Here is a 24,435-nt window from a genome sequence, read left to right on the forward strand (position 1 = left end):
GCCACCCCGTGCGAAAATTTAATAAGTAGTCAGTCCAAGCGCTTTTTGAACAGCATAAACTCCTCGCTGCCAGAAGGAAAGAACACCCTGGAATTCCTCTTCCGGAACCGTATATTCAGCCCCTTCATTGTGCCATAGCTGATTAAAGTAAGTTTCAGTATCGGTCATGACATCACTTGATGACGGGCCTTTAATAATCATGTTATTCTCAAGATTATAATCCGTTAAATTTCTGGCCGTGAAATTGGCTGATCCTGAAATGATCGTGGACTCATTCCCGGACTTCAAGTAAATCATTTTAGGATGAAACTGCTCGATATCCACATTATACCACCTTATATTCAGTTGGTCATCCGTGTTTCCGAGCATTTCATGAATGACCGGACGGTTTGGCAGTCCCGTTTTTTTGTTTCCAAACGCTGTTTCATTCGGATCTAAAATAAGTGACACTTCAACATCTCTAAGTACAGCCTGTTCAAGCTTATTGACGATCTCCGGTTCGGCAAGATAAAACATCGCCATCCATATTTCATCGCCAGGCTCTGTCTGCTCAATGGCAGAGAGAATGGCTTCATAGGTTTTCCCCTCTGTCACATATTTAACGGTTAATGGACCTTCACTCTCCTGACTTCCTACATACTCCGGGAGCTGAATGTCAGGATCTGATAAATTGATAACTGCCTGTTCGGCATTAAGCATCTCCTGAATGATCGGCCCGCTGACTTCATAAGCAACATTGTTGTGAAAACCTGATTCGTTATGCGCATTTGCAGACAAGACCATACCGCTCTTTTCAGTTATGACCGCCTTACGGTGATTCGCTTTAACATTACCGAGCATTAAGTAAGATCTTAGCGTCATTTCCGGTCCGCCCCTGACAAACGGGTTTGCAATCCAGCCTTCTCCGCCCTGACCAAACCACCCTGGTCCCATCCGCCAGAAGGTTGAATATAGTGGCGTTGAATCTCTTAGCGGATCAAGATTTGTTATAACAACGTTGATGCCGGCTTCTTCTAAAGGCACAAGCCATTCCGCCTCATATGAACCATACCCAGTGTTCACAGGGTCTGTAATCACAGTTATGGGAAGGTCCGGGTTCTCCTCTTTCTTCATGAGAAGCTGATCTCTCAGGTTACCTGCAAGATCCGGATATCCTTTGTCTTCGTTAACCCTTCCATCAATCATAAAGATATCAATGACAATAAACTCTTCTGCTTCCTCAATCACCTGTTCGACACGGTTAAATATCTCATGATCCAGCACTCTTTCACCGTTTTCTTCATAGGTCAGATCCCGAAAAAATTGTACATTTTCCGTCTGGTACTCTGAGCTCTCGTAAGAAATCCCCTCAGGGAGCGGCTTATACTGATGATATAATAGAACACTGATATAAATAACGAGCAGCGCACTAATCGCAATCCAGCGTTTTTTTTTCCACCAAGATTGTTTATTTTTCATCCTGAGCCCTGCTTTCCGGAGATTAATTGGATGATACAGCTTTTAAATCTGACACGATCTCATCTTCAGGTACATCACTCACTCCATCATAACTCTTAACGACATTTCCATCTTCATCAATTAAGTAAAAGCTTGTCGGGTGGGACATCTGATCGGTATTTGGATCATCAATTACCAGCCCCTGAAAGGATTCCAGTGCAAGGTTACTGATTTCTTCAAACTCATATCCGGTTAAGAAATCCCACTTTTCCTCATTCATTTCGTATCTGGACATAAATGCTTTAAGCGTTTCCTGATCATCCCGTTCAGGGTCGACGCTGAATGACACGATGCGGTAATCCTCAATTCCCTCTTCTTCAATGGCTTCCTGGACACCAGCCATATTGTAAGTCATCGGCGGGCATACCGTATCACAGTTTGTAAAGATGAAATTTGCGATGACCGGAGTTCCTGCCAGATCTTCATTTGAAACCGTATCGCCGTTCTGATTCGTATATGAAAAGCTTCCAAGATCACGATCCATATTCGGCTGAAAGCTTTGCATGCAGCCGGATAATAGAAAAATAGATAACAAAATGCCAATACCTGCTGTTTTTTTCACGTAACTCTTCCTTTCCGAACATATTATTCGAAATTAATCGTACAAAAATGAAGAGTTATATACAATGTCTCTTACCATCTTATCATGTACATATTGTGACAGTTAGAGTGATTCAAACAGAAAGCGGGTTGAACTTCCTGTATTTGTACTTGTCACTTCGAGTCTTGCATCAATCCGCTCCTTTAATTCAGGAACATGTGAAATGACGCCGACAAGCCTTCCCCCAGCCTGTATTTCCATCAATGATTCAATCGCCTGGTCAAGTGATTCCGGATCAAGCGTCCCGAATCCTTCATCAATAAACATCGTTTCAAGTGAGACACCGCCGGCATAGGACTGGACAACATCTGCCAGGCCAAGGGCAAGTGATAATGACGCTTTAAACGCTTCACCACCTGATAGCGTTTTAACATGCCTTGTCTGTCCGGTGTAATGGTCCCAAACGAGAAGTTCAAGGCCGCTCTGCTTATTTCCTTTTGACCGGTCCTCTTTTCTGGCAAGTTCATATCTGCCTGATGACATTTTAAGCAGTCGGTCATTCGCTGTGATTAAAATATCATCCAGGTAATAGGAGAGAACAAATCTTTCAAAAGTCAGCTTCCGCTCATTCTGACCATTTGCTGTATCTGAAATCCATCCGATCAGCCTGTAGCGCTCCTCTATATCAGAGGATAACGTGATGCTCTCTTCAATTTTACGTATTAATTCTTCATGGCGCTGCACGTAGGCAGCCGCCCGGGCAAACCTTTCCTCTAGCTCTTTCATTTCTGATTCATAGCCAACCTGTCTGGCTTTTAATTCTTCTGCGTCCGGCATGACGACGCCTTCGAGCGCTTTTTCTGCTGATAATGTTTTTTCTTTAACAAGAAAAAGCTGCTGATGATAGTCACGAATTTCACGTTCAAGTTTGGATTGATCAGTAGGATGCATATTTGCGGAAACGGCCTCTTCCTTTGACTCGAATACAGATTGCTGAAGTTCAGCATATAAGCTGTCAGCCGATTCTTTTTCTTTACACTTCGCACTTTCTACTTCCCGCTGACTTGTTTTTACACGTTCAGTCAGACTGGCCATTTTATTTCCTGCTTCAGTATGAGCAGCCTCTCTTTCCTTCCGTCTGGACTGATAAGTTGTGATCTCCTGCTTTAATTGCTTGATTTCCTGAACATATGAATCATTTCCAAAGTAGGCATCCGGAATTTCTTCAGCTAAAGAAGTAATCGTGGCCTTTGTGCTGACATATTGTTCCCGCTGCTGTTGGACTTCTATTGAAAGTCTGTTCTCAATATCTTTACTTCGTGAAAGCTGCTGTAAAACATTCTGAAGCTGCTCTTTTACACCTTCTGATTGCCTGATAGATGCCATGAGCTTTTGTTCTTTTGCTTTTAGATTATTAAGAACCTGAATGACAGGCTCTTTTTCAACACTACATTCAGCCTGCAGCTCTTTTATCCGTTGTTCGAGCTCCTGCATTTTCCCTTTGGCATGCTTATATTCAGCATCCATCCGTGCACGAGCCTCTTTTAACGATGAGATTTCCTCCTGTGCCTTTTCAATGTCGAAGTGATCATTGGACGCTTCAGCAGGTTTTGGGTGATGTAGGGACCCGCATACCTTGCATGGTTCACCATCTGTCAGTTCATCGGCCAGATAAGCTGCATAAAAGCTGGATTGCTTTTTTTCTTCTTCCCCTTTTTTCTTCTCGGCCTGTGCAACCTTAAGTTCAATGGAATCAAGGTCTGTACGCAGCTTATCCGTCGAAAGACGATGTTGATCAAACAGCTGTCGCAGCTCATTTAATTCCTTTTCTTTACCCGCTTTTTCGCTTGCCATATACAATTCATGCTTGATGGATGCATAATTTGATTTTTCCTCCAGATAAATCCGGTGCTTGTCCTCAAGCATCAGTTTTTGGGATTCGAGATTGCTTATGTTCTCCTGAATGCGGGTAAGCTCGGTTTTGCCTTTTTTTCCACTTGATTCTATACTTTGAAGCTTTTCGTTTAAATCAGTCAGCCTGTTCAGCTTCTCTTCAAGTTTCTCTAACTCTCCAAGCTTCTTCTGTTTTTGATCGATTTCAGATTCAAGACTGTGCAGATGATCAACGTCAGATTGCAGCGAGACGAGCTGCTCCTTAATAGAAGTCAATTCCTTTTCAGCAGATTCCTTCGCAGACCTTCTCAAGTTCACTTCCTTCTTTTTCAACTCAAGATCCTGAATAAATGGAATCAGTTTTTGCGCCTGGTCGGCCTTTTCGATTTTTTGTTCCTTTTGTGATATTTGGTCTTTCTGCTGTTCAAGACTGCTAAACTCAGTTTTCAGTTTATCAAGCTCTTCAAAAGACTTTTTAATAAAGTTAGCACGTTCAATTTCCTTAATCGTGTGGTCCATTTTTTCACGTATTTGTTTTATTGATAAATGGATGTTTTTTTTATTTTCATTCTGAGTTGCTACTAAGTTTTTTGCTAGTGATAACGCTTTAGCTTCATTTATCGGTTCTTTTAAAAGCTCACCCTGCAATTCTTCATCGTCTAGCGCATCGATCGAACCGATCATTTTCATTCTTTCACTCTGATACTGCTCTGCTCGCTGTTTCAACTCTCTCGCTTCGTTTTTGAGCTGATCCTGAAACGCGCGGTAGTATTTTGTGTGGAACAGCTTTTGAAGAATCAGTTCCTTATCTGTACTGTCAGACGTTAAAAGCTTTCTGAACTCTCCTTGAGGAATCATGAGGATCTGCCTGAACTGATTAAAATCCAGCTGCATGATCTGCTGGACTTTTTCATCCGTCTCACGTAAAGAGGATGCTGCCAGCACTTCTTTTCCATCCTCAATGACGTACATTTCTGCATTGGAATTAACAAGCCGTGTTCCTTCTCCACGGCTCTTCTTCCTTTCCTGCATCGGTGACCTGACAATCCGGTACACCTTCTTTTTCAGCTCAAATGTGAAATCCACTTCCGTAATCAGATCTTCATCAGCAAAATGACTTCTCAGCTCCTGAGGAGAACGTTCCTCCCCACTCGTTTTTCCATACAAGGCAAATGAAATGGCATCAAATACCGTCGTTTTACCGGCACCCGTTTTTCCGGAAATGACGAACATTGTTCTGCCATCCAGTTCGGTAAAATTAATCGTTTCAATATTTGCATAAGGCCCGAATGCCTGCATCGTCAATTTAATCGGCTTCATTGATCCTGATCTCTCCCTGTCGCATTGAATTGCCGCTCTGCTTCCTTTTCAATCAAATCGGTCCACTCTGCCGTTGTCACATGCTGATAAAATTTCTTGAACAGCGTGACATCAGAAACATCTGCTGATAAACCCGGTTTAAGTCCATCCTCCATTTTTTTATCCCGCTGAACCGTTTTTCTCTCCAGATGGAGCACATTCGGGTAAACCGATCTTAAACGGTTCATCGGATCAATGAGTGAACCTTCGTCAAGCAGCACCACTTTCAGATAATCATCTGTTTTCTGATGCCGATAAAACGCTTCGGATAAAAGGTCTGCCAGGTGTCCCTCAATGATTCTCATATCCCTTTTTGGTTTAAGCGGAATATCCTTTACAGTTGCCTGACCGTTTTCAATGGTCACCGACTTTACTATTTTCCGCTGATTAGCCTCTGAAAAAGAATACTTCATCAATGAACCGGAATAATGCACTTTCTCATCTCTTATTGCATCCGGACTGTGCAGGTGTCCAAGTGCGGTGTATACAAAAGGCGAGAACAAATCCTTCCCTACCGTTCCCGCACCCCCGACAGAGAGCGTTCTCTCTGAATCAGATGTCTGGCCCCCCGCAACGAAAGAATGTCCAACAAAAACGTGTGCAGTATCAGGTTCCATTGATTCACTTATTTTTTCGATGATCTTTTTTGAAGCATCATGGTGTGTCATGATGGTCTCGTCATTAAGAACAGATCTTATTAAAACAGGCTCTGCATAAGGTACGGAATGAAATGTCACCCCATTGATCGTGACCGGCTCTATTTCCGGCGTCCATTTACCTGTCATGTGCATACCCGACTGTCTGTACCAGGCTGAACCAAAGGCAAGACGGTCAGCACTGTCATGATTTCCAGAAATCGCGATGACCGGAATACCCATCTCAACATTCAATTTGTAAAGCGTTCGATCCAGGAGGTTTACTGCCTCAGCCGGCGGTACTGACCGGTCATACAAATCTCCCGCGATTACAATGGCATCCGGCTTTTCTTCTTCTGCAATCTGTATAAAATGTGCCAGCACCGATGCCTGATCCTCAGTCATATAAATTCCATGCACGAGCTTGCCCAAATGCCAGTCCGCTGTATGTAAAAATTTCATTTTTCGACACCCTTTTTTATGTAGTGACGCCATTATACCATTGATTTACTTATGCTTTCCTCCCTGAATTAAACCTGAAAAAATGCCGGCTGTTTTATTGTCAGGATGATCATGACAGTTCTGAATGGACATACAAAAGAATACAATTAAAGCAGGAGAAAAACTGTTCAAATTCGTTTAATGTTTAGCTTTTATATAGTTGAAATTAATGATTATGAAAAATTAAGTATAAAAATTCATACTTTTGACGGATTGTTTTGTGAGAATTTTCAGATTATATTGTATATACAAATGAAAGGAGGGGCACTGAATGCGAAAAATTGAAAACGATTATATCGAAAAACCGGAACTGGAGTCAGACGAGTACATCCGCGTAACCGCCGACAACAAAAAGATTTATGAAGTCCGCCGTGAAAACCTTCATCAGCTTGTCTCCCTTGGCTACCGTCAAATTCAATAGTTCATGACCTGGTGAGTCAGGTCATTTTTCATTTTATGGTCACTCTCTTGATGACACGTTCAATCTGCACTATAATGAAACTGTCAACATAATGGAACGGAGTGACGAATGTGCTTGAAGGTTGGTTTTTATGGTTTATCCTCTTTTGGGTGGTCGTCCTGATTTCTCTTTTCGCGATCGGCGGATTTTTTATGTTCCGCAAATTTTTAAAGAGAATGCCAAAAGAAGATGGTAAATCAGATTTGGATTGGGAAGAGCATTTTGTCGATCGAACCAGACATTTATGGGGAGAAAAAGAACGTATGCTTCTCGAGGATCTCGTAAGTCCTGTACCGGAGCTTTTCAGAGATGTAGCCAGGCAGAAAATCGCGGGTAAAATCGGTGAGCTTGCGGTCAAAGAGAAAGCCGGCAGCATTACCCTTGATCTCATCATCAGAGGGTATATTCTCGCAACACCAAAACGCGACCATAAATTTCTGCGTAAAAAAATGAAAGATCTCCAAATAGACCTGCAGCCGTATGAGGATCTGTTTGCATAATAAAAAACATCGCAATCTGCGATGTTTTTTATTATGCAAACTGTGAAGGCTGATCCACCGAGTCTTTCTCCAGCTTTTTGAACTGAAGGTACATGGCAATCCGCCATGGAACAAGCATCCCAAACGCCAGAATCCAGAACATCCCGGCAAGCGTACCGACCTCAATGGTTGAGCTGAGCACAATTTTCATGACAATCCGAATGACCAGCAGACCAATCAAAATAAATGGAAAAGCTTTTGATGCCCTTAAGTATATTCCGTCATCCTTATGCTCAAACTTTGACGTCTTAATCAGAACAATCGAAAATAAGAGTCCGACAGCAATGGCCTCTGCAGCCTCAACAGGTGTTACGCGGAAATACGGAAAGATAAACATGAGTGCTCCGGTACTCATAAATAACGGAGGCAGAATGATCTTTTTTGCGGTAACAGGCTTTTTCGAGGCTTTCATGCGAATTGCGAGAACGGCTGATCCCATAATGACAGCTGCTATGGTTGAAAGGATCACATACATTTGTTAGCCACCTATCTGTGTAATCGTTTCACTATGCTTGTTTAGTATAATAAAGAATGAGTGATTTGTAAAAGTGATTCTGACGTTGTTCTCAGTTTAAAAAATCGTGCCGGGGCATTCCTTCGCTTTCCGCGGCCGCGCGGTGAGCCAGCTAGCGCTTCGCGCTACGCTGTCTCACCTGTCGCTCCTCTGCCGCAGGAGTCTCCGGAATGCCCCGGCACTTCAAGTGTAACTTCCCACTTAATTGTTTATTATTAGGAGTATAAAAACCCTTTAGAATTAAAGATCAAAAAAAATGATATTGTTTATCGAGTTCCTTATACAATCAAAAGATTGTGTGATTTCTCAGTGATTGAGTTTTTTATAATGTACATAAATTATCATAGGGCCTGGACCATCCGGAGACTCCTGTGGCGGAAAGGGACAGGTGAAACCATTGTGCGAAGCACAAGGGGTTCACCGCCCGGCCACGGAAAGCGCAGGATGGTCCAGGCCCGGTGCTCTTCGTTATTCAATTAAAAAAACCGTATTCTGGTAAGGAATACGGTTTTTTTGGTTATTGTTTAATTACGCGGCTCATGGATTCAATGACGCGGTGGCTGTCGAACGGTTTAACAATGAAGTCTTTTGCACCGGCTTCGATCGCTTCAATCACCATTTTCTGCTGACCCATGGCAGAACACATAATGATTTTAGCTGAAGGATCTTCTCTCAGAATTTCTTTTGCCGCACTGATTCCGTCAAGTATAGGCATGGTAATATCCATTGTTACAAGATCCGGGCTGAGCGCTTTGTATTGTTCGATAGCGTCCTGTCCGTTTTCAGCTTCACCGATTACTTCAAAATCAGAGTTTGAAAGCATGTTTTTAAGTGTCATTCTCATAAATTTAGCATCATCGACCACAAGCACTTTTGTCATTTGTCTCACCCTTAACTATATAGTCTATTATAACTATACAATTAATCCTAAAGTCCTTCAAGTAATATGGGTCAAAATCCTGTGAAATTGCCGAAAATAGGAAGCAACAACTCGATAATCCAGGTTAATCCATCAAAAAACAGAACGATTCCCATGCCAATCATGGCCCAGCCGCCAATTTTCATAATCTGACCGCTTCTCTTGCGGATCCAGCCGAGCTTGTTCAGGAAAAAAGACAGTACAAAAAATGGCAAGGCAAATCCTGCGAAATAAGCCATCATGTAGCCAAATGATGCTCCCGGGTTGACGGAGGCCATAACAAAGACTGCACTGAGAATCGGTCCAATACATGGCGTCCAGCCTGCTGCAAATGCCAGTCCGATGAAAAATGTACCGATGTAGCCTGCAGGTCTGTTTTTAAAATGAACTTTTCTTTCCTTCATTAAAAATTCAGGTGAAAAAATTCCAACCGTTATAAGACCAAATACAACAATTAAAATAGCTCCCAGCTGACGAATCAGATCCTGGTATCTGAACATGAATTCTCCGAGCAAGCTTGATGTAAATGCCAGTGCAATAAAAATAACGAGAAAACCAAGCAGAAAGAATAGTGTATGGAGCATGCTAGACTTTCTGAACATGGCTTTTTCTTTTGTCAGACTTTCAACTGACATGCCGGTAATATAGGATAAGAATGCCGGATAAAGCGGTAATACGCAGGGTGAAACAAAACTCAGCACCCCTGCTGCGAATGCAAAAAAGATGTTTAAATCAGTCATAGAAACCCCCTAAGTAATGTTGCGTATGTTCATTTTAACAGAGCATCACACCTGTCAGATGATATGAAGTTTAACGTTTTGTGACGCAAACGGTTCCGCAGGCTGTTCACAAAAATTTTAATAAAAATACCAGGTTTAAAAGATTTTTTACTTTTCATACGGATGAATTTTCGGTATACTATACGGTAAGTTACAGGAATGACAAATACTGTATGGGTCAGGTTGACTACCCAATGAAAGGATAGGCTTTATGGCTGATCAAAGCAAACTCCTTGAAGAAATCGAAAAGAAAAGGCAGATTCTCATTTATACTGCTGCAAAGGAAGGACTATCTTCTCCACGCGCAGTGAAATACTCTCAGGAGCTTGATGAACTGCTTAACCAATTTGAAAAAGAACATTCAGAGAGGCCTCAGCCCCCTCGGTCCACTGATATAAAAATCGCTGCGAACCCAGGCTGAAAAAGAACATAATAAGATTTAAAAAAGACTTCCTTACAAAAGGAAGTCTTTTTTATGATGTCTAATTTATGATGTTTCTTCCATCGCCTCAGCTTTATTGTTTTGAAGTAAATACATTTTGTGATACAGTCCACCGAGCTTTAACAGCTCCTGGTGATTTCCACGTTCTACGATCTCACCCTGGTGCAGCACAAGAATCTGATCTGCATCCTGAATCGTAGACAGTCTGTGTGCAATTGCGATCGTGGTTCTGCCTTCACGCATCTTCTTTAAGGCAAGCTGAATTGCTTCTTCTGTTTCCGTGTCAATGTTGGCAGTCGCTTCATCAAGGATTAAAATATCAGGATTGGAGGCAATGGTTCTGGCAAACGCGATCAGCTGTCTCTGACCACTTGAGAATGCAGCACCTCTTTCCACCACTTTATGCTCATATCCGTCCTCAAGCTGGTCAATAAAGTGATGAGCCTGGACAAATTCACTTGCTGCCCGTATTTCCCGGTCGGTTATATCCGGATTAAAGAGTCTGATGTTACTGCTGATGGTCCCGTAAAACAAAAACGGATCCTGCAGAACGAGGCCGGTTTTTTTACGTAAATCCTCAATCGCATATGACTTAATGGAATGTCCATCGATCAGGATTTCTCCCTTTTCAAACTCATAAAAACGCATAAACAAATTAATAATGGAGCTTTTCCCACTGCCTGTATGTCCTACAAGCGCAATGGTTTCCCCCGGATTTGCCGTAAAAGAAATATTTTTTAATACATCCTTTTGTCCATCGTAAGAAAAGGTGACATTTTTGAATTCGATTTTCGCTTCAGGGTTGTGATGGACTGATTTTTCAGGGTGTGCGGGTGAGAGCTCCTGATGATCCATCAGTTTGAACACCCGTGAGGCGGCGACAATGGCCTGCTGAAAAATGGATAATCGCTGCATCACCTGATTAATCGGTTCGAAAAAGCGGTCCAGATACTGAACGAATGCATAGAGAACTCCGACTTCAATACCCCCTGCAATATCAAGAGAGGTAAAGCCGAAATAGCTGAGCACAAGCATGAGTGCCAGTATATAGACTAAATCAATAGCTGGTCGCAGCAGTAGCCCGTCAATTTTAATATTTTTCATACCCGCACGGTAATGCTGCTCATTAATGTCCTGGAATTCATCAGACACTCTCTGTTCCTGCCTGAATACCTGAATGATCCCCATTCCGGAAATGGATTCAGCAAGCTTTGCATTTAACTGACTTAACCGCTCTCTGAGGTCCTGATAAAAGACTGAGCTGTACTTACGGTATGTCCGGATGATCACAAATAGAACCGGCAGAATGAGCAGGCAAAAGAAAGCCAGCCTTACATTCAAAATGAACATGGCAATAAAAATACCGACCAGCAGAAAGGCACTTTGTATAAATCCGACAAGCACACTAACAAACATTTCCTTAATGGCTTCTGTATCGTTTGTTACCCTTGAAACGATCGAGCCGGCAGGTGTTTGATCAAAATAACTGGCACCAAGGTCCTGAACATGCTTAAACACATCAATACGAAGCTGCTGAATAATATTCAGCGCGATCTGTTGAAATTTCAACAGCTGAAAATACGTAATAAAGACGTTTCCGATCTGAATGACAATAAATGCTGATGCAAGTGCTGCGATTTCCTGAAACGGAAAAATACCCGGTGTGAGATAATCATCAATAAAAATCTTGATTAGAAAAGGTCCCGCCACTTCCCCGCCTATCATCAGAAGGAGAAGAACAAAGGCCAGAGCAATCGGCTTTTTAAAAGGAACGGTATAGGAAAGAAGGCGTTTTAATACCTTCCACTGATCTTTCCCTGTCAAGGTCTGCTGCTGCTCCATTATCGTTCCCCTCCTTTTTCGACAAGGTCTTCAAGCTGCTGCCTCATATACATCGTATAATAAAGTCCGCTTTTACCCATTAACTCCATATGGGTACCGGATTCCGCCAATTCGCCCTGATCCAGAACGAGAATCAGATCAGCGTGTTCTACGGCACTGAGACGGTGCGCAGTGATGATGGTCGTTTTTCCTTTTCGTTTTTCTTTCAGACCTGTCAAAATGTCCTCTTCGGTTTTTGCGTCAACTGCAGACAGTGAGTCATCGAGGATGAGTACTTCGGGATTTGTAACAAGAGCTCTGGCGATTGATATACGCTGCTTTTGACCGCCGGACAAGGAAACCCCTCTTTCACCTACAACTGTTTCATAACCGTTTGTAAAACCGGTTATATCATCATGCACCCTCGCAATCCGGGCTGCTTCTTCAAGAAGCTCTTCGGTCACGTCTGGTGCAGCAAAACGGATATTATCTTTTACAGACATTGAAAATAAAAAGTGATCCTGAGGTACATAGCCTATTGATTCTCTGAGCGCATGAAGATCATATGTTTTGATATCTTTACCGCCCATCCCGATAAACCCTGTGTACTGGTCTTCTTCACGCATGAGAAGCTTTAGGAGCGTCGTTTTTCCTGCCCCTGTCTTCCCGACAATTCCGAGTGTCTGACCACGTTTCAGCTCAAACTGAATATTTTTTAATGTAGGTTTGTCAGTTCCACCATACGTAAATGAATCCAGCGCAAGCTGAATATCACCCTGGGGCGGATTCGATGTACTTCCTTCTTCATTTTTTATTTCCTGAGGGTGGCTCAGCAGAATATTAACACGCTCGTAGGATGCCCTCCCTCTCTCCACGATGTTAAACAGCCAGCCAAACGCAAGCATCGGCCAGACTAAAAGTCCGAGATAGGTTGTAAAGGAGACGAGTTCACCAAGCGTCATTTCATCTGCTACAACCATTTGCGCACCAAAATAGATGGAAAGGAAGAAGGAAACACCGACAATGAATGTGATCGTCGGATCAAAAAGAGAGTCAACTCTTGCGACAGCGATATTTTTATCGACTACGCTTTTTGACAGCTGTCTGAATGACTCAACATCTTCTTTTTCCTGTCCGAATGTTTTGATTACTTTTATGCCACTGATGCTTTCCTGTGTTTTGTCGTTAAGGTCGGAGAAAGCTTCCTGTGCATATTTAAATCTTTTGTGCAGCATTCTGCCGTACAGGCTTGTAGACAGCGCCATAAATGGCATGGGAATGAGTGCAATCAACGTAAGTTTCCAATCGATGAGGATCGCCATTGCCCCTATGACAAACAATCCTGTTGCAAGGGAATCCACGAGAGTCAGAACGCCTGCTCCGGCTGTCTGCTGGATGGCTGACAGGTCGTTTGTAGCGTGCGCCATTAAATCCCCGGTTCTTCTGTTCTGGTAAAATTGTCTGGACATTTGTGTGAAGTGTATGAACAGTTTTTCCCTCATCTGCTTTGCAAGTTTGACAGCTGAGCCGAAGATCATAATTCTCCAGTAGTATCTGAGGACGTACATACCGAGACCGGATGCCAGCAGAAGCCCCATCCACAAGGCAAGCGTTTGTCCGGTCAATGTCTGATTTTGAATCAGATCGACGATGATTCCGATGACACGGGGTGGAACGAGCTGGAGTGCTGCTACAAACAGCAATAGTGTGATACCTGTTAAATACGCTTTCTTTTCCTGAATGAAAAACCATTTTAGATAGTAAAAAACAACCATATTTTCACCAGACTTTTCTTATATAGTTTTGTTAACCTTACATATCGTACCAAATAAAATGGCGTGAGAGAAGGGTTTTTTGGTGGTCCGCAGTGGAAGGTGAATCATTTTCCAAGAATACAAAACCGCCTGGTGGCAAGCGAGCTTGCCACCCAGGCGGTTTTGTATTTTTGGAACCTTGCAGGCTCTTCCTGCAAGGCGTGTCAAACGGAGTTTGACACGAATGATTCACATTCCACTGCTATGTAAAATAAAAGCACTTTCTGTTAGCAGAAAGTGCTGTTCATTTTTTTATTTTTGCTGTTGCTTATTCATAGCACTCATCATCTGATTGATTTTCTTCTGCGACGGTTTCATTCCCATCTGCATCATCATCATGCGAAGCATTTGCTCATTGATTGGCGGGTTCTTTTTGAGATACGTCATCATGTATTTACGTGCGATGAAGAATCCAAGTGCGACTCCGGCAAGCAAAGCTACAACAATTAATACAATTGCAAGCCATAATTCCATCTTATATTGCCTCCTAATTCATACTTTCATTAAAAGTGTACAAGAACCGATTAAAATATACAATGATTTATTACATTTTGATATCGAAGTATAGCAATTTAAATAAAAAAAGTTGTGCCACGGGTAAGCTCGGCTACCCGTGGCACGAAAGATTAAAGCATTATTTGCTTCTGCAGATTATTTGTTTAGAAGGTTTTTTACGCGATTTACAACGTTATCCACTGTAAATCCGTATTCTTTCAGTACGGTTCCGCCTGGAGCAGATGCACCAAATGTTGTGATACCAAGGATATCCCCTTCGTCACCCGTGTAACGCTCCCAGCCTAGTGGCGTTGCCATTTCAACTGCAAGACGCTTTTTCACTGATTTTGGAAGAACAGACTGTTTGTACTCATCTGACTGCTTTTCAAAGCGGTCCCAGGATGGCATGGAAACAACTGCTACATCAATATTCTCTTCTTTTAAAGCCTGCTGGGCTTCAAAAGCGAGACCGACTTCAGATCCTGTTGCAAGGATCAATGCATCTGCTTCTTCTTTTTGTGCAGGTGAGACGGTATAAGCACCTTTTTTCACACCTTCGTATGCTGTTTCTGCTGTGTTAGGAAGCGTTGGCAACCCTTGTCTTGTCAACACAAGTGCTGTAGGGTGATCCTTCGCTTCAATCGAAAGTTTCCACGCTGCAGCCACTTCGTTTCCATCAGCTGGACGCACAACAGAAAGGTTTGGCATTGCACGAAGTGATGGCAGCTGTTCGATCGGCTCGTGAGTCGGACCGTCTTCACCTACTGCGATACTGTCGTGAGTGAAGACATATGTGACAGGAACACCCATCAACGCTGACAGACGAACTGCCGGACGTACATAATCACTGAATACAAAGAACGTTCCACCATAAACGTGAAGTCCACCATGAAGGGCCATTCCGTTCAGTGCTGCGCCCATCGCAAATTCACGTACGCCAAACCAGATGTTTCGGCCTGCAGGCGTTTCAGCTGTGAAGTCATCTTCTTCCTTCATCATTGTGTTGTTAGATCCTGCAAGGTCTGCAGATCCCCCAAATAATGAAGGTACTGTTTTGGCAATCGCATTTAACACTTCCCCTGAAGAAGCACGGCTTGCAAGTGACTTCCCTTCTTCATATACCGGGATTTCTTTATCCCAGTCTGCAGAAAGAGTGCCGTTAATGGCATTTTCAAGCTCTTCAGCAAGCTCTGGGTAAGCATTTTTATAAGCTGCAAATGCTTCGTTCCATGCGGCTTCGTTTTTCTGACCGTTTTCAACTACTAGCTCTTCAAAACGGCTGTATACTTCTGAAGGAACGTGGAATGGTTCGTGTTCCCACTTGTACGCTTCTTTTGTTAATGAAGATTCTTCATTACCAAGTGGAGCACCGTGAACTTTTGACGTACCGGCACGGTTTGGAGATCCGAATCCGATAACTGTTTTAATTTCTATCATTGTTGGACGGCTTGTGTCTGCTTTTGCTTCTTTGATTGCTGCAGCAACTTCATCAAGATCATTTCCGTCCTCTACGCGGATATACTGCCAGTTGTAAGACTCAAAACGTTTCTTTACACTTTCAGAGAACGAGCGATCCAGATCTCCGTCGAGTGAAATATCGTTTGAATCATATAATACGATCAGCTTGTCCAATCCAAGATGTCCAGCCAGTGAAGCTGCCTCTGATGAAACCCCTTCCATCAAATCGCCATCTCCACATAATGTGTAAGTATAATGGTCAACAATGTGATGACCTTCTTTGTTATATTTCGCCGCTAAATGACGCTCAGCCATCGCCATCCCTACAGACATACCGATCCCTTGTCCAAGTGGACCCGTAGTCGCTTCTACACCTTTAGTATGTTTATATTCAGGGTGTCCAGGTGTTTTCGAACCCCACTGACGGAAATTCTTGATTTCTTCCATTGGAAGGTCATAGCCTGAAAGATGCAGAAGGCTATATAAAAGCATGGAACCATGTCCTGCAGATAGCACAAAGCGGTCACGGTTGAACCAGTCCGGATTTTTCGGGTTATGGTTCATAAACTGTGTCCATAGCGTGTATGCAAATGGAGCAGCCCCCATTGGAAGTCCCGGGTGACCCGAATTCGCTTTATCGATCGCATCGATCGATAATGTCCGGATTGTGTTAATTGCCAATTGATCAGTTTGTGTAAACATCCACTACATCCTCTCTCTAACTCAATATGTGTCTATTGTACGCAAAATTGCACAGATGTACAAACATCTCACTGTATCGTTTTTAAAAAAGTTCATTTATGAACCTGACACTCCCATCTGTTCCACACTATTCCTGTATGACACTGTAAACAGAGGATAAAAATAAAAACACCTGACCATTTGTGATCAGATGTTAAAGATTCAGTTCATTTTGTTGCGCTGTTTTGCATCTTTTAATTTTTGAGGGGTAACGTCCTTTCCCTCCGGATCTACTACTTTTACATTCTCAATCGTCTGCTTCATAGATCCTCTGAATGCTTTTATATATTCGGTCCGTAATTTCGTCTGTTCTTCTTTTTCAGCACTCGACAACCCGTCTGCTTTTGCCTTTGCCGAAAGTTCATTAATCCGTTTGATTTTGGCTTCTGGAAGCATTTTATACACCCTTTCCCGATACTTCAGCTTCTTTGTATCTTAAAAGAAAGAGCGTGAAATGACAAGTTATCTGTTCAGCTTTTCCTGATCTGTCTGAAATTCAATATATCTTCTATGAACGGTTGCTTTTGAGATTGAATGACCGAGACCTCTTAATGTCGCAGCAATTTCATGAAAAGTCAGGCCGTTTTGGCGAAGCCTTGCAATCTCTTCAACCGGAACTTCAATTTTTTCGCGTCCCTCTTTATTTCCTCTGTTCTTCAGATTCTTTTCCGGTTTAAAACCATTTTCAACCGCTCGCTTCATTCCGCGCTTTATTTTTAGATTATGCAGCTTCCTCTGATGTTCCTCAACCATACTGACAATCTGAAGAATCATTGTATCTGACTCTGAAAGCTGAAGTTCGCCGTCATGGGCAATAGAGAAAATCCTTACTTTCTCCTTTTTTAATGTATGCAAAAGAGCGATCTTTGCATTCCCCCGGCCTATCCGGGTTTCATCCTGGATCAGTACCCCTTCCGCCTGTTCGCTTCTGATGGTTTCAAGCAGTTCAAATACTCCTTCCCGGTCAAGGTCGAAGCCGCTTGCTTTTTCAGAGATGATCCTCACCACCTCGTCCCCATTTCTCCTTGCCAGTTCCGTCAGCTCTTCAGCCTGACGTGTCAAAGATGTTTCCTGTGTATCTTTTTCTGTGCTTACCCGGCAATAAATGATGACCTTCATCGATATTCTGCTCCTTACTTAGTGTTTGAAGCGAGCTGTATGCTGTCAAACTCTGACTCACTCCACTCCTTTTTTAATGGGATCACAAGTTCATCACCAGGATAAATATAAGAAGAATTCAGCTGATTACTCCCTGATACCCAGTCGATAAATTCCCGCTCAGACATGGACGCCCCTTCAGCATACTCCTCTGCAATTTTCCATAATGAATCGCCTTCTTGTATCTGTACCATTTTATAAGAGGACTGCTCATCAGCAGATGTTGTAAAAACCAAAAATAAGCTGAAGAACAGCGTTACAATAAAAAACAGAATAACAAATGAATACTTTTTCCACAATGTTGTCATGAAGATCCCTCCATCGAATGTTTGTTCGCTTTTGTTACCAAAAGTATAATACGAACGTTTGTTTCCGTCAATACAAAAACTCGAACTTATGTTTGTGTTTTTATTTTTTGCATGCTATAATCAAGGAAAGATTTGGATTCCAAAGAGAGGTGCAAACATGAAAAAATTATCTAAGCGACAGCTCGATATACTCGATTTTATAAAGAGGGAAGTTCAGGACAAGGGTTATCCGCCTTCTGTGCGTGAGATCGGCCTTGCCGTCGGACTCGCATCAAGTTCAACCGTCCATGGCCATTTAGCCAGACTTGAAAGTAAGGGACTGATCAGAAGAGACCCGACTAAGCCGCGCGCGATTGAAGTGATCAGCTTAGAAGAGGATTCCATCCCGACTCAGCGTGTTGTCAACGTGCCGCTCGTTGGTAAAGTAACGGCAGGTTCACCAATAACTGCTATTGAAAATGTGGAGGAATATTTTCCTCTGCCGGAACGTCTTGCCTCAGCAGATGATACGGTATTCATGCTTGAGATCGTTGGAGACTCCATGATTGAAGCAGGTATTTTAAATGGTGACTATGTAATCGTGAAGCAGCAGAGCTCCGCTAATAACGGAGATATTGTGGTGGCGATGACTGAAGAGGAGGAAGCAACGGTCAAACGTTTCTTTAAGGAAAAAGATCATGTCCGCCTGCAGCCGGAAAACTCCTCAATGGCACCAATCATACTGAATTCTGTTTCCATATTAGGAAAAGTCGTTGGCGTTTACCGCCAGGTGCATTAAAAAAAGCTGTTCGATAAATGGCGCATCAGAGTATCTGAACGCTGTCTTATCGAACAGCTTTTTTAACTATACGGATTTCTTCCGGTCATTATGACTGAAAATTGATTGAATGAGATTAGCCGTTTCCTCCGGCGCTTCAACCGGAATCATATGCGCTGCTTTACTGATCATGTTAACGCTGCATTGAGGAAATTTTTCTTTCGCTGCTTTTATAAGCTTCTCAGGTTTATAGATGACCTCATTTTCCCCCACAGCAACTGTGACAGGAACGGACAGCTTACTCAGTTCCTCATTTTTAAACATTTTTGGCGGAGTCATGACATACTCCCAAACAACGCTGGTCTGGCCAATGTAATAAAGCTTAAACAAATCATCCTGTTCGGGCTTGCGCTCATGCGTGAGCCACCTGCAAAACGAACTGACAATGTTTTGTCTGTTCGGAAACAGGTTAGTAAAGCCCAGTCTCATATAAAAAGACAGGTTCATCCGTTTGATGGCAGCAGCAGGCGCGAGCAGCAGGATTTCATTTACCCGTTCCGGTTTTAAGAGGGCAAAATTCAGCACATGCCACCCCCCATTTGAATGTCCAATCATATCCGCCTGATCAATGCCTAGGGCATCCAGTACCTCTGTGATCCATTTTATATAATCTTCACGCTCATTCAGATGATCTTTTGTATTACTCATATTAAATTCTCCTAGTACGTCTATGAAATACAACCTGTAATGATCTTTTAAGTAGTTTGCCACGCCATACCACATGGCTGCACTAAAGCCAAATGCATGAAAAAAGACAAGCGGTCTGCCGCCATGGTGTCCTGCATTGATCACATGAACATCACCAAATGATGTCACAATGTTGGAAGATTCTGTTTTCACGTTCCAATGGCTCATCACACGCCCGTAAACCTCTGTATATTCCATGTATGCCTCTTTTGATTTAAACCCCTTATAGGTGTCCGCCATCTTATCTCCCCCTCAGTTTTTAACCTTTACTTTCTCATACCCCGTTTTAGTTCATGCAAGACTTCAAGTAAAAAGAAAAAAACTCATGGGAACCATCAATTCATTACACTTCAGAAGATGCCATTAAAATAAACCGAGCCGGTTGAAAAAGAAAAAAACCTTAAGAGCTGATTCAGCTCTTAAGGTTTTGTCGATCGGTTTAGTACATTTCCAGGTACTGCTCGCGCTCCCATGGGTGCACTTGCGTACGGAACATATCCCACTCGATTTCTTTTGCTTCAACGAAGTGTTCGAAGATGTGCTCTCCAAGGGCACCGGTGATGACGTCATCTTTCTTCAGCTCTTCAAGTGCAGCAAATAATGTTGCAGGAAGATCCTTGATGCCTGCTTTTTCGCGCTCATCTTTGTCCATTACATAGATGTTGCGGTCGATTGCCTTTGGTGGCGTTACTTTGTTTTTGATTCCGTCTAGTCCCGCGCGCAGAAGAACAGCCATTGCAAGGTATGGGTTCGCTGCAGGGTCTACAGAACGTACCTCAATACGTGTGCTTAGTCCACGTGAAGCCGGGATACGAACCAGCGGGCTTCGGTTTCTAGCTGACCATGCGATGTAACAAGGTGCTTCATAGCCTGGTACTAGACGCTTATAAGAGTTTACAGTCGGGTTTGTTACTGCAGTGAAGCCTGATGCGTGATTCAGGATTCCGCCCATGAATTGAAGCATTGTTTCGCTCAGCTGGTTTTCTGCATTTTCGTCGAAGAATGAGTTAACGCCGTCTTTAAATAGAGACATGTTACAGTGCATCCCTGATCCGTTAACACCAAATAGCGGTTTTGGCATGAACGTTGCGTGTAGACCGTGCTTACGTGCAATGGTCTTAACAACAAGCTTGAACGTCTGGATATCGTCACATGCTGAGATTGCGTCAGCATATTTAAAGTCAATTTCGTGCTGTCCTGGCGCTACCTCATGGTGAGAAGCTTCAATTTCATAGCCCATTGCTTCAAGTTCAATTACGATGTCACGACGGCAGTTTTCACCAAGATCCGTTGGAGCAAGGTCAAAATATCCACCTTTATCGTTTAACTCAAGTGTAGGCTCCCCTTTTTCATCAAGCTTGAACAGGAAAAACTCCGGCTCAGGCCCAAGGTTAAAGTCTGTAAAGCCTAACTCTTCCATTTCTTTCAGCACGCGCTTCAAGTTATTACGTGGATCTCCATCAAACGGAGTTCCGTCCGGATTATAAATATCACAGATCAGGCGGGCAACTTTACCGTCTCCAGCCGTCCAAGGGAATACAACCCAAGTATCAAGATCCGGGAAAAGATACATATCAGATTCCTCGATACGCACGAAACCTTCAATGGAAGATCCGTCAAACATCATTTTGTTGTCCAATGCTTTTTCAAGCTGGCTGACAGGGATTTCTACGTTTTTAATCGTACCAAGAATGTCTGTGAACTGAAGGCGGATGAAATTAACTTTCTGTTCCTTCGCCATGCGCATGATATCTTCGCGTGAATACTTACTCATAATTGTGATTCCTCCTGTTTTTATGTAGTTTTAGCGGAAAAACCTCGAAAGGTCTCCAGCTCTTAAACTTGAACGGTTCAGTTTACCTGAACTGATCATTTCTTTTTTCAAAATGCTTCTTAAATCTTCATCAGAGAGTTCCGGCTTTTTTGCAGAAGCAGGATTCTCATGCTGATCTTCTTCCTGTCCCCCAAGAATTCGTTTTATGCCGGCCATGTTCACTCCCTGCTCGAGGAGATCTTTAATCTCAAGCAGCCGATCAATATCATTTAACGAAAACAGTCTGCGGTTGCCTTCTGTTCTTGCCGGAGAGATCAGTTTATGCTCTTCATAATAACGAATCTGACGGGCTGTTAAGTCAGCCAGCTGCATAACTGTGCCGATCGGAAACAGCGGCATGTTACGTCGAATCTCACTGCCCATCTGTAAAATCCCCTTTCGTCCCTGTCGACAATTTGATTATATTACATGTTATTTCTACTGTCAACATCACGTCAGGTTTTCTTACATGAAAATTATTTTGTTTTTTCACACATTTCTCTCTTTTCCCTAACTTTGATTTTTTATTCATCTTTTTTTAATTTTATTCATTTAATTATGACACCCTCAGATCATAAAGAAAAAACACCCGCAGTGCAAACGGGTGTCTATCTTTGATTTATTTAATTAGATCCTGTGCAATCAGGGATTGAAGGGCACGGCTGACAGCAATTTTCACATGCTCATACGTTAAGCCTCCCTGAACATATGCTGCGTAAGGCGGACGCAGCGGCCCGTCAGCTGACAGTTCAATAGAAGACCCCTGGATAAAAGTACCTGCTGCCATGATCACATCATCCTCATATCCCGGCATATAATCCGCCTGAGGGGCAAATTGAGCATTTACCGGGGATGCGGCTTGGATTGCCTGACAAAACGCAATCATTCTCTCGCGGTCCCCAAACTCCACAGCCTGAATTAAATCTGTTCTGACTTCATTCCACGATGGTGTTGTTGTCATACCTGCTTCCTCCAACAGCGCAGATGTAAAAACAGCTCCTTTGAGTGCCTGGCTGACGACGTGCGGTGCGAGGAAAAACCCCTGATACATTTCCTGAAGCGAGTAAAGACTCGCACCTGCTTCAGCCCCGATCCCGGGAGACGTCATGCGGTAAGAACATTGCTTAATCAGCTCATTTGTGCCGGCAAGGTAACCGCCTGTTTTGGCAAGTCCGCCTCCCGGGTTTTTAATCAATGAACCTGCAATCAGATCTGCACCGGCAGCGCACGGCTCCTCTGTTTCCACAAATTCTCCGTAACAATTGTCTACAAATATCACTACATCCGGGTATGCCTCTTTAATCTGACTGACCGCTTCTCTTATATCCTCTATTGTAAATGACGGCCTTACCGCATAACCTTTAGATCGCTGGATCCCGATCATTTTCGTTTCAGGACGGATGCTTGTCACCACTTTTTCAAGATCAATCTTCCCATCAGACGTCAAGTCAACCTGGTTATAATGAATGCCAAAATCTTTTAGAGAACCGTTATCCGTCCCCCTGATACCAATAATTTCTTCCAGGGTATCATACGGTTTCCCCGTGATATAAAGCAGTTCATCACCAGGGCGCAACACACCAAACAGCGCGATGCTGATGGCGTGCGTTCCTGAAATAATCTGAGGACGAACAAGGGCTGCGTCTGCACCGAACACATCAGCGAATACTGCTTCCAAAGCACCTCTCCCCTGATCATCGTATCCATATCCGGTAGTCGGTATAAAATGACTGTCACTGATTTTATTTTTCAAAAAAGCATTCAGCACTTTTTCCTGATTGTGTTCAGCACGTTTTTCAATTGCGAGATGGACCGGGCTGATTTTTTCCTCAGCGTTTCTGATCCACTTTTCAAGTTGTGGTGCAAAATCTGTTTTAAACATCATCTAAACTCCTATTTTTTAATTTCAGAAAGAACAGGATGTTCAGGTGTAATATATCCCTTCACACGGTATGTTTCATCCTGTTCATTAAAGGTTAATTCTTCAATCAGACTTTCCGTTTTCAGGATAGACAGAATTCTGCCACGGTCTGATGCAATTCTGACTGAATAGGAAGACAGCTGTTCTTTCATCTGTATCTCCATTTTTTCCAGCAGCTTTTTACGATCCTGTTCTGAGAATGCACTGATCAGAATAAATGGGTCGTTCGGATCCGGAACAAAATCATCATGAATCAGATCTTTTTTATTGTAAACAGTCAGCCTCGGAATCGTATCCATTTCAAGATCTGAGAGTAATTTTTTCACGGTCTTTTCATGTTCTTCATGGTTATCGTGGGATGCATCCACGACATGGAGAATCAAATCAGCCTGCAGCACTTCTTCAAGCGTGGAGCGGAATGATGCCACAAGCGTGGTGGGAAGATCCTTAATAAATCCTACCGTATCCGTCATGACCGCCTCATATCCACTTGGCAGGGAGCTTTTTCTTGTTAACGGATCAAGCGTCGCAAACAGCTGATTTTCTTCGTAGGAATCTGAATTTGTCAGCCTGTTAAATAACGTGGATTTCCCGGCATTCGTATACCCGACCAGCGCAAACTGGAAAATACGGTTGTGCTTTCTTCTCTCTCTGTAAGTTGCCCGGTGACGAACGACCTGCTCAAGCTTTCTTTTCACCTCAGCAATTTCCCTGCGGATATGACGGCGATCCGTTTCAAGCTTGGTTTCACCCGGTCCTCTTGTTCCGATCCCGCCTCCGAGTCTGGATAGTGAAATACCCTGACCCCCAAGACGCGGCAGCATATATTCGAGCTGGGCGAGCTGAACCTGCAGCTTACCTTCCTTAGACCTTGCACGCTGCGCGAAAATATCAAGAATCAACTGGGTACGGTCGATAATTCTTGCATCAAGAACCTCTGACAGGTTTCTGTTTTGACTCGGTGTGAGCTCACTGTTAAAGATGATGAGGTCTGCTTCCGCCTCTTCTGCTGCAGCAGCTAATTCTTCAAGCTTTCCTTTACCTATATATGTTGCAGAGTGAACTTTATCTGCATTTTGAGTCATCAGAAGGACAATATCTGCACCTGCTGTTTCAGTCAGTGCCTTAAGCTCTTCCATTGATTCATAAAACTCCTGCTCTGTTTGGCTCGTATTAACCCCTACGAGAATTGCTTTTTCAGTGATTTTCCCTGTTTCAGCCAATGGCTTCCCCTCTTTCAAATTAATGTATCGTAAATGCTGTAAATAATTCATTTATCCAAATGTAAAAACTGGTGGAAATGCGTTCGATTCATGATACAAT

23 protein-coding genes are annotated in these 24,435 nt (G+C 43.0%); 4 read left to right on the forward strand and 19 right to left on the reverse strand.

Annotated features, from left to right (window positions below; all coding sequences use genetic code 11):
• Positions 1 to 18 precede the first annotated feature (18 nt).
• From H7968_RS06765 to H7968_RS06780, 4 genes are all read right to left on the reverse strand, one after another.
• The gene (locus H7968_RS06765; protein WP_227395440.1) at positions 19 to 1,458 is read right to left on the reverse strand and encodes a phospholipase D family protein; all 1,440 of its coding nucleotides are present in this window, start codon (positions 1,456 to 1,458) and stop codon (positions 19 to 21) included.
• 22 nt (positions 1,459 to 1,480) lie between these two features.
• Positions 1,481 to 2,059: an SCO family protein gene (locus H7968_RS06770; protein ID WP_227395441.1), complete on the reverse strand. Its 579-nt coding sequence runs from the start codon at positions 2,057 to 2,059 to the stop codon at positions 1,481 to 1,483.
• A 102-nt stretch (positions 2,060 to 2,161) separates the two neighbouring features.
• Positions 2,162 to 5,251 (reverse strand): AAA family ATPase, encoded by a 3,090-nt coding sequence (locus H7968_RS06775; protein ID WP_227395442.1) that lies wholly within the window; start codon positions 5,249 to 5,251, stop codon positions 2,162 to 2,164.
• On the reverse strand, positions 5,248 to 6,387 hold the full coding sequence (locus H7968_RS06780; protein WP_227395443.1) for an exonuclease SbcCD subunit D: 1,140 nt from the start codon (positions 6,385 to 6,387) through the stop codon (positions 5,248 to 5,250). Before H7968_RS06780 ends, H7968_RS06775 begins: the two co-directional genes overlap by 4 nt.
• Positions 6,388 to 6,697: 310 nt before the next feature.
• Here H7968_RS06780 and H7968_RS06785 point away from each other — a divergent pair, with 310 nt between their 5' ends.
• Together H7968_RS06785 and H7968_RS06790 are read left to right on the forward strand one after the other, a co-directional pair.
• The gene (locus H7968_RS06785) at positions 6,698 to 6,847 is read left to right on the forward strand and encodes a hypothetical protein (RefSeq protein WP_166805759.1); all 150 of its coding nucleotides are present in this window, start codon (positions 6,698 to 6,700) and stop codon (positions 6,845 to 6,847) included.
• Positions 6,848 to 6,957: 110 nt separating this feature from the next.
• On the forward strand, positions 6,958 to 7,386 hold the full coding sequence (locus tag H7968_RS06790) for a DUF2621 domain-containing protein (protein ID WP_227395444.1): 429 nt from the start codon (positions 6,958 to 6,960) through the stop codon (positions 7,384 to 7,386).
• Between the two features lie 31 nt (positions 7,387 to 7,417).
• Here the strand turns inward: H7968_RS06790 and H7968_RS06795 are convergent, their stop codons facing one another.
• From H7968_RS06795 to H7968_RS06805, 3 genes are all read right to left on the reverse strand, one after another.
• Positions 7,418 to 7,900 (reverse strand): CcdC family protein, encoded by a 483-nt coding sequence (locus H7968_RS06795; protein ID WP_227395445.1) that lies wholly within the window; start codon positions 7,898 to 7,900, stop codon positions 7,418 to 7,420.
• A gap of 556 nt (positions 7,901 to 8,456) precedes the next feature.
• The gene (locus tag H7968_RS06800; RefSeq protein ID WP_227395446.1) at positions 8,457 to 8,819 is read right to left on the reverse strand and encodes a response regulator; all 363 of its coding nucleotides are present in this window, start codon (positions 8,817 to 8,819) and stop codon (positions 8,457 to 8,459) included.
• Positions 8,820 to 8,890: 71 nt separating this feature from the next.
• A complete protein-coding gene (locus H7968_RS06805) occupies positions 8,891 to 9,598 on the reverse strand; it encodes a cytochrome c biogenesis CcdA family protein (protein WP_227395447.1) in 708 nt (235 codons plus the stop codon).
• A gap of 250 nt (positions 9,599 to 9,848) precedes the next feature.
• On the opposite strand from H7968_RS06805, the gene H7968_RS06810 reads away from it, so the two are divergent.
• Entirely contained in the window at positions 9,849 to 10,058 is a 210-nt protein-coding gene (locus H7968_RS06810) for an aspartyl-phosphate phosphatase Spo0E family protein (protein WP_134371624.1), read from the forward strand.
• Between the two features lie 66 nt (positions 10,059 to 10,124).
• On the opposite strand, the gene H7968_RS06815 is transcribed toward H7968_RS06810, so the two are convergent.
• From H7968_RS06815 to yneA, 7 genes are all read right to left on the reverse strand, one after another.
• Positions 10,125 to 11,921: an ABC transporter ATP-binding protein gene (locus H7968_RS06815; protein ID WP_227395448.1), complete on the reverse strand. Its 1,797-nt coding sequence runs from the start codon at positions 11,919 to 11,921 to the stop codon at positions 10,125 to 10,127.
• Positions 11,921 to 13,675 (reverse strand): ABC transporter ATP-binding protein, encoded by a 1,755-nt coding sequence (locus H7968_RS06820; RefSeq protein ID WP_227395449.1) that lies wholly within the window; start codon positions 13,673 to 13,675, stop codon positions 11,921 to 11,923. The genes H7968_RS06815 and H7968_RS06820 overlap by 1 nt, the downstream gene beginning before the upstream one ends.
• A gap of 291 nt (positions 13,676 to 13,966) precedes the next feature.
• Complete coding sequence (locus H7968_RS06825; RefSeq protein ID WP_134371630.1) at positions 13,967 to 14,188, reverse strand: YneF family protein; 222 nt, start codon at positions 14,186 to 14,188, stop codon at positions 13,967 to 13,969.
• 177 nt (positions 14,189 to 14,365) lie between these two features.
• Positions 14,366 to 16,369, reverse strand: coding sequence for a transketolase (gene tkt, locus H7968_RS06830; protein WP_227395450.1), 2,004 nt, complete (start codon positions 16,367 to 16,369; stop codon positions 14,366 to 14,368).
• 201 nt (positions 16,370 to 16,570) lie between these two features.
• Positions 16,571 to 16,804, reverse strand: a complete 234-nt coding sequence (locus tag H7968_RS06835; protein WP_134371634.1) for a DUF896 domain-containing protein — start codon at positions 16,802 to 16,804, stop codon at positions 16,571 to 16,573.
• 66 nt (positions 16,805 to 16,870) lie between these two features.
• The gene (locus tag H7968_RS06840; RefSeq protein WP_227395451.1) at positions 16,871 to 17,527 is read right to left on the reverse strand and encodes a YneB family resolvase-like protein; all 657 of its coding nucleotides are present in this window, start codon (positions 17,525 to 17,527) and stop codon (positions 16,871 to 16,873) included.
• A 14-nt stretch (positions 17,528 to 17,541) separates the two neighbouring features.
• Positions 17,542 to 17,874 (reverse strand): cell division suppressor protein YneA, encoded by a 333-nt coding sequence (gene yneA, locus H7968_RS06845; protein ID WP_227395452.1) that lies wholly within the window; start codon positions 17,872 to 17,874, stop codon positions 17,542 to 17,544.
• Positions 17,875 to 18,031: 157 nt separating this feature from the next.
• Between yneA and lexA the strand changes: the two genes are divergently transcribed.
• Positions 18,032 to 18,652, forward strand: a complete 621-nt coding sequence (gene lexA, locus H7968_RS06850; protein ID WP_227395453.1) for a transcriptional repressor LexA — start codon at positions 18,032 to 18,034, stop codon at positions 18,650 to 18,652.
• Positions 18,653 to 18,718: 66 nt separating this feature from the next.
• On the opposite strand, the gene H7968_RS06855 is transcribed toward lexA, so the two are convergent.
• The 5 genes from H7968_RS06855 to hflX form a co-directional block, all read right to left on the reverse strand.
• Entirely contained in the window at positions 18,719 to 19,618 is a 900-nt protein-coding gene (locus tag H7968_RS06855; RefSeq protein ID WP_227395454.1) for an alpha/beta fold hydrolase, read from the reverse strand.
• Between the two features lie 199 nt (positions 19,619 to 19,817).
• Entirely contained in the window at positions 19,818 to 21,152 is a 1,335-nt protein-coding gene (gene glnA, locus H7968_RS06860) for a type I glutamate--ammonia ligase (RefSeq protein WP_227395455.1), read from the reverse strand.
• 30 nt (positions 21,153 to 21,182) lie between these two features.
• Positions 21,183 to 21,575, reverse strand: coding sequence for a MerR family transcriptional regulator (locus tag H7968_RS06865; RefSeq protein WP_134371646.1), 393 nt, complete (start codon positions 21,573 to 21,575; stop codon positions 21,183 to 21,185).
• Between the two features lie 235 nt (positions 21,576 to 21,810).
• On the reverse strand, positions 21,811 to 23,076 hold the full coding sequence (locus tag H7968_RS06870; RefSeq protein WP_406566386.1) for a methionine gamma-lyase family protein: 1,266 nt from the start codon (positions 23,074 to 23,076) through the stop codon (positions 21,811 to 21,813).
• A gap of 8 nt (positions 23,077 to 23,084) precedes the next feature.
• Positions 23,085 to 24,335, reverse strand: a complete 1,251-nt coding sequence (gene hflX, locus H7968_RS06875) for a GTPase HflX (RefSeq protein ID WP_264476655.1) — start codon at positions 24,333 to 24,335, stop codon at positions 23,085 to 23,087.
• Positions 24,336 to 24,435: the final 100 nt, after the last annotated feature.

Origin of the sequence: Jeotgalibacillus aurantiacus (assembly GCF_020595125.1) — a bacterium.
Lineage (GTDB): Bacteria > Bacillota > Bacilli > Bacillales > Jeotgalibacillaceae > Jeotgalibacillus > Jeotgalibacillus aurantiacus.

Excerpts from the sequence above, each read along its gene's own strand:
- H7968_RS06765 (WP_227395440.1), bottom strand. The coding sequence starts at position 1,458 with ATGAAAAATAAACAATCTTGGTGGAAAAAAAAACGCTGGATTGCGATT.
- H7968_RS06775 (WP_227395442.1), bottom strand. The coding sequence starts at position 5,251 with ATGAAGCCGATTAAATTGACGATGCAGGCATTCGGGCCTTATGCAAAT.
- H7968_RS06780 (WP_227395443.1), bottom strand. The coding sequence starts at position 6,387 with ATGAAATTTTTACATACAGCGGACTGGCATTTGGGCAAGCTCGTGCAT.
- H7968_RS06785 (WP_166805759.1), top strand. The coding sequence starts at position 6,698 with ATGCGAAAAATTGAAAACGATTATATCGAAAAACCGGAACTGGAGTCA.
- H7968_RS06795 (WP_227395445.1), bottom strand. The coding sequence starts at position 7,900 with ATGTATGTGATCCTTTCAACCATAGCAGCTGTCATTATGGGATCAGCC.
- H7968_RS06800 (WP_227395446.1), bottom strand. The coding sequence starts at position 8,819 with ATGACAAAAGTGCTTGTGGTCGATGATGCTAAATTTATGAGAATGACA.
- H7968_RS06805 (WP_227395447.1), bottom strand. The coding sequence starts at position 9,598 with ATGACTGATTTAAACATCTTTTTTGCATTCGCAGCAGGGGTGCTGAGT.
- H7968_RS06810 (WP_134371624.1), top strand. The coding sequence starts at position 9,849 with ATGGCTGATCAAAGCAAACTCCTTGAAGAAATCGAAAAGAAAAGGCAG.
- H7968_RS06815 (WP_227395448.1), bottom strand. The coding sequence starts at position 11,921 with ATGGAGCAGCAGCAGACCTTGACAGGGAAAGATCAGTGGAAGGTATTA.
- H7968_RS06820 (WP_227395449.1), bottom strand. The coding sequence starts at position 13,675 with ATGGTTGTTTTTTACTATCTAAAATGGTTTTTCATTCAGGAAAAGAAA.
- H7968_RS06825 (WP_134371630.1), bottom strand. The coding sequence starts at position 14,188 with ATGGAATTATGGCTTGCAATTGTATTAATTGTTGTAGCTTTGCTTGCC.
- tkt (WP_227395450.1), bottom strand. The coding sequence starts at position 16,369 with ATGTTTACACAAACTGATCAATTGGCAATTAACACAATCCGGACATTA.
- H7968_RS06835 (WP_134371634.1), bottom strand. The coding sequence starts at position 16,804 with ATGCTTCCAGAAGCCAAAATCAAACGGATTAATGAACTTTCGGCAAAG.
- H7968_RS06840 (WP_227395451.1), bottom strand. The coding sequence starts at position 17,527 with ATGAAGGTCATCATTTATTGCCGGGTAAGCACAGAAAAAGATACACAG.
- yneA (WP_227395452.1), bottom strand. The coding sequence starts at position 17,874 with ATGACAACATTGTGGAAAAAGTATTCATTTGTTATTCTGTTTTTTATT.
- lexA (WP_227395453.1), top strand. The coding sequence starts at position 18,032 with ATGAAAAAATTATCTAAGCGACAGCTCGATATACTCGATTTTATAAAG.
- H7968_RS06855 (WP_227395454.1), bottom strand. The coding sequence starts at position 19,618 with ATGGCGGACACCTATAAGGGGTTTAAATCAAAAGAGGCATACATGGAA.
- glnA (WP_227395455.1), bottom strand. The coding sequence starts at position 21,152 with ATGAGTAAGTATTCACGCGAAGATATCATGCGCATGGCGAAGGAACAG.
- H7968_RS06865 (WP_134371646.1), bottom strand. The coding sequence starts at position 21,575 with ATGGGCAGTGAGATTCGACGTAACATGCCGCTGTTTCCGATCGGCACA.
- H7968_RS06870 (WP_406566386.1), bottom strand. The coding sequence starts at position 23,076 with ATGATGTTTAAAACAGATTTTGCACCACAACTTGAAAAGTGGATCAGA.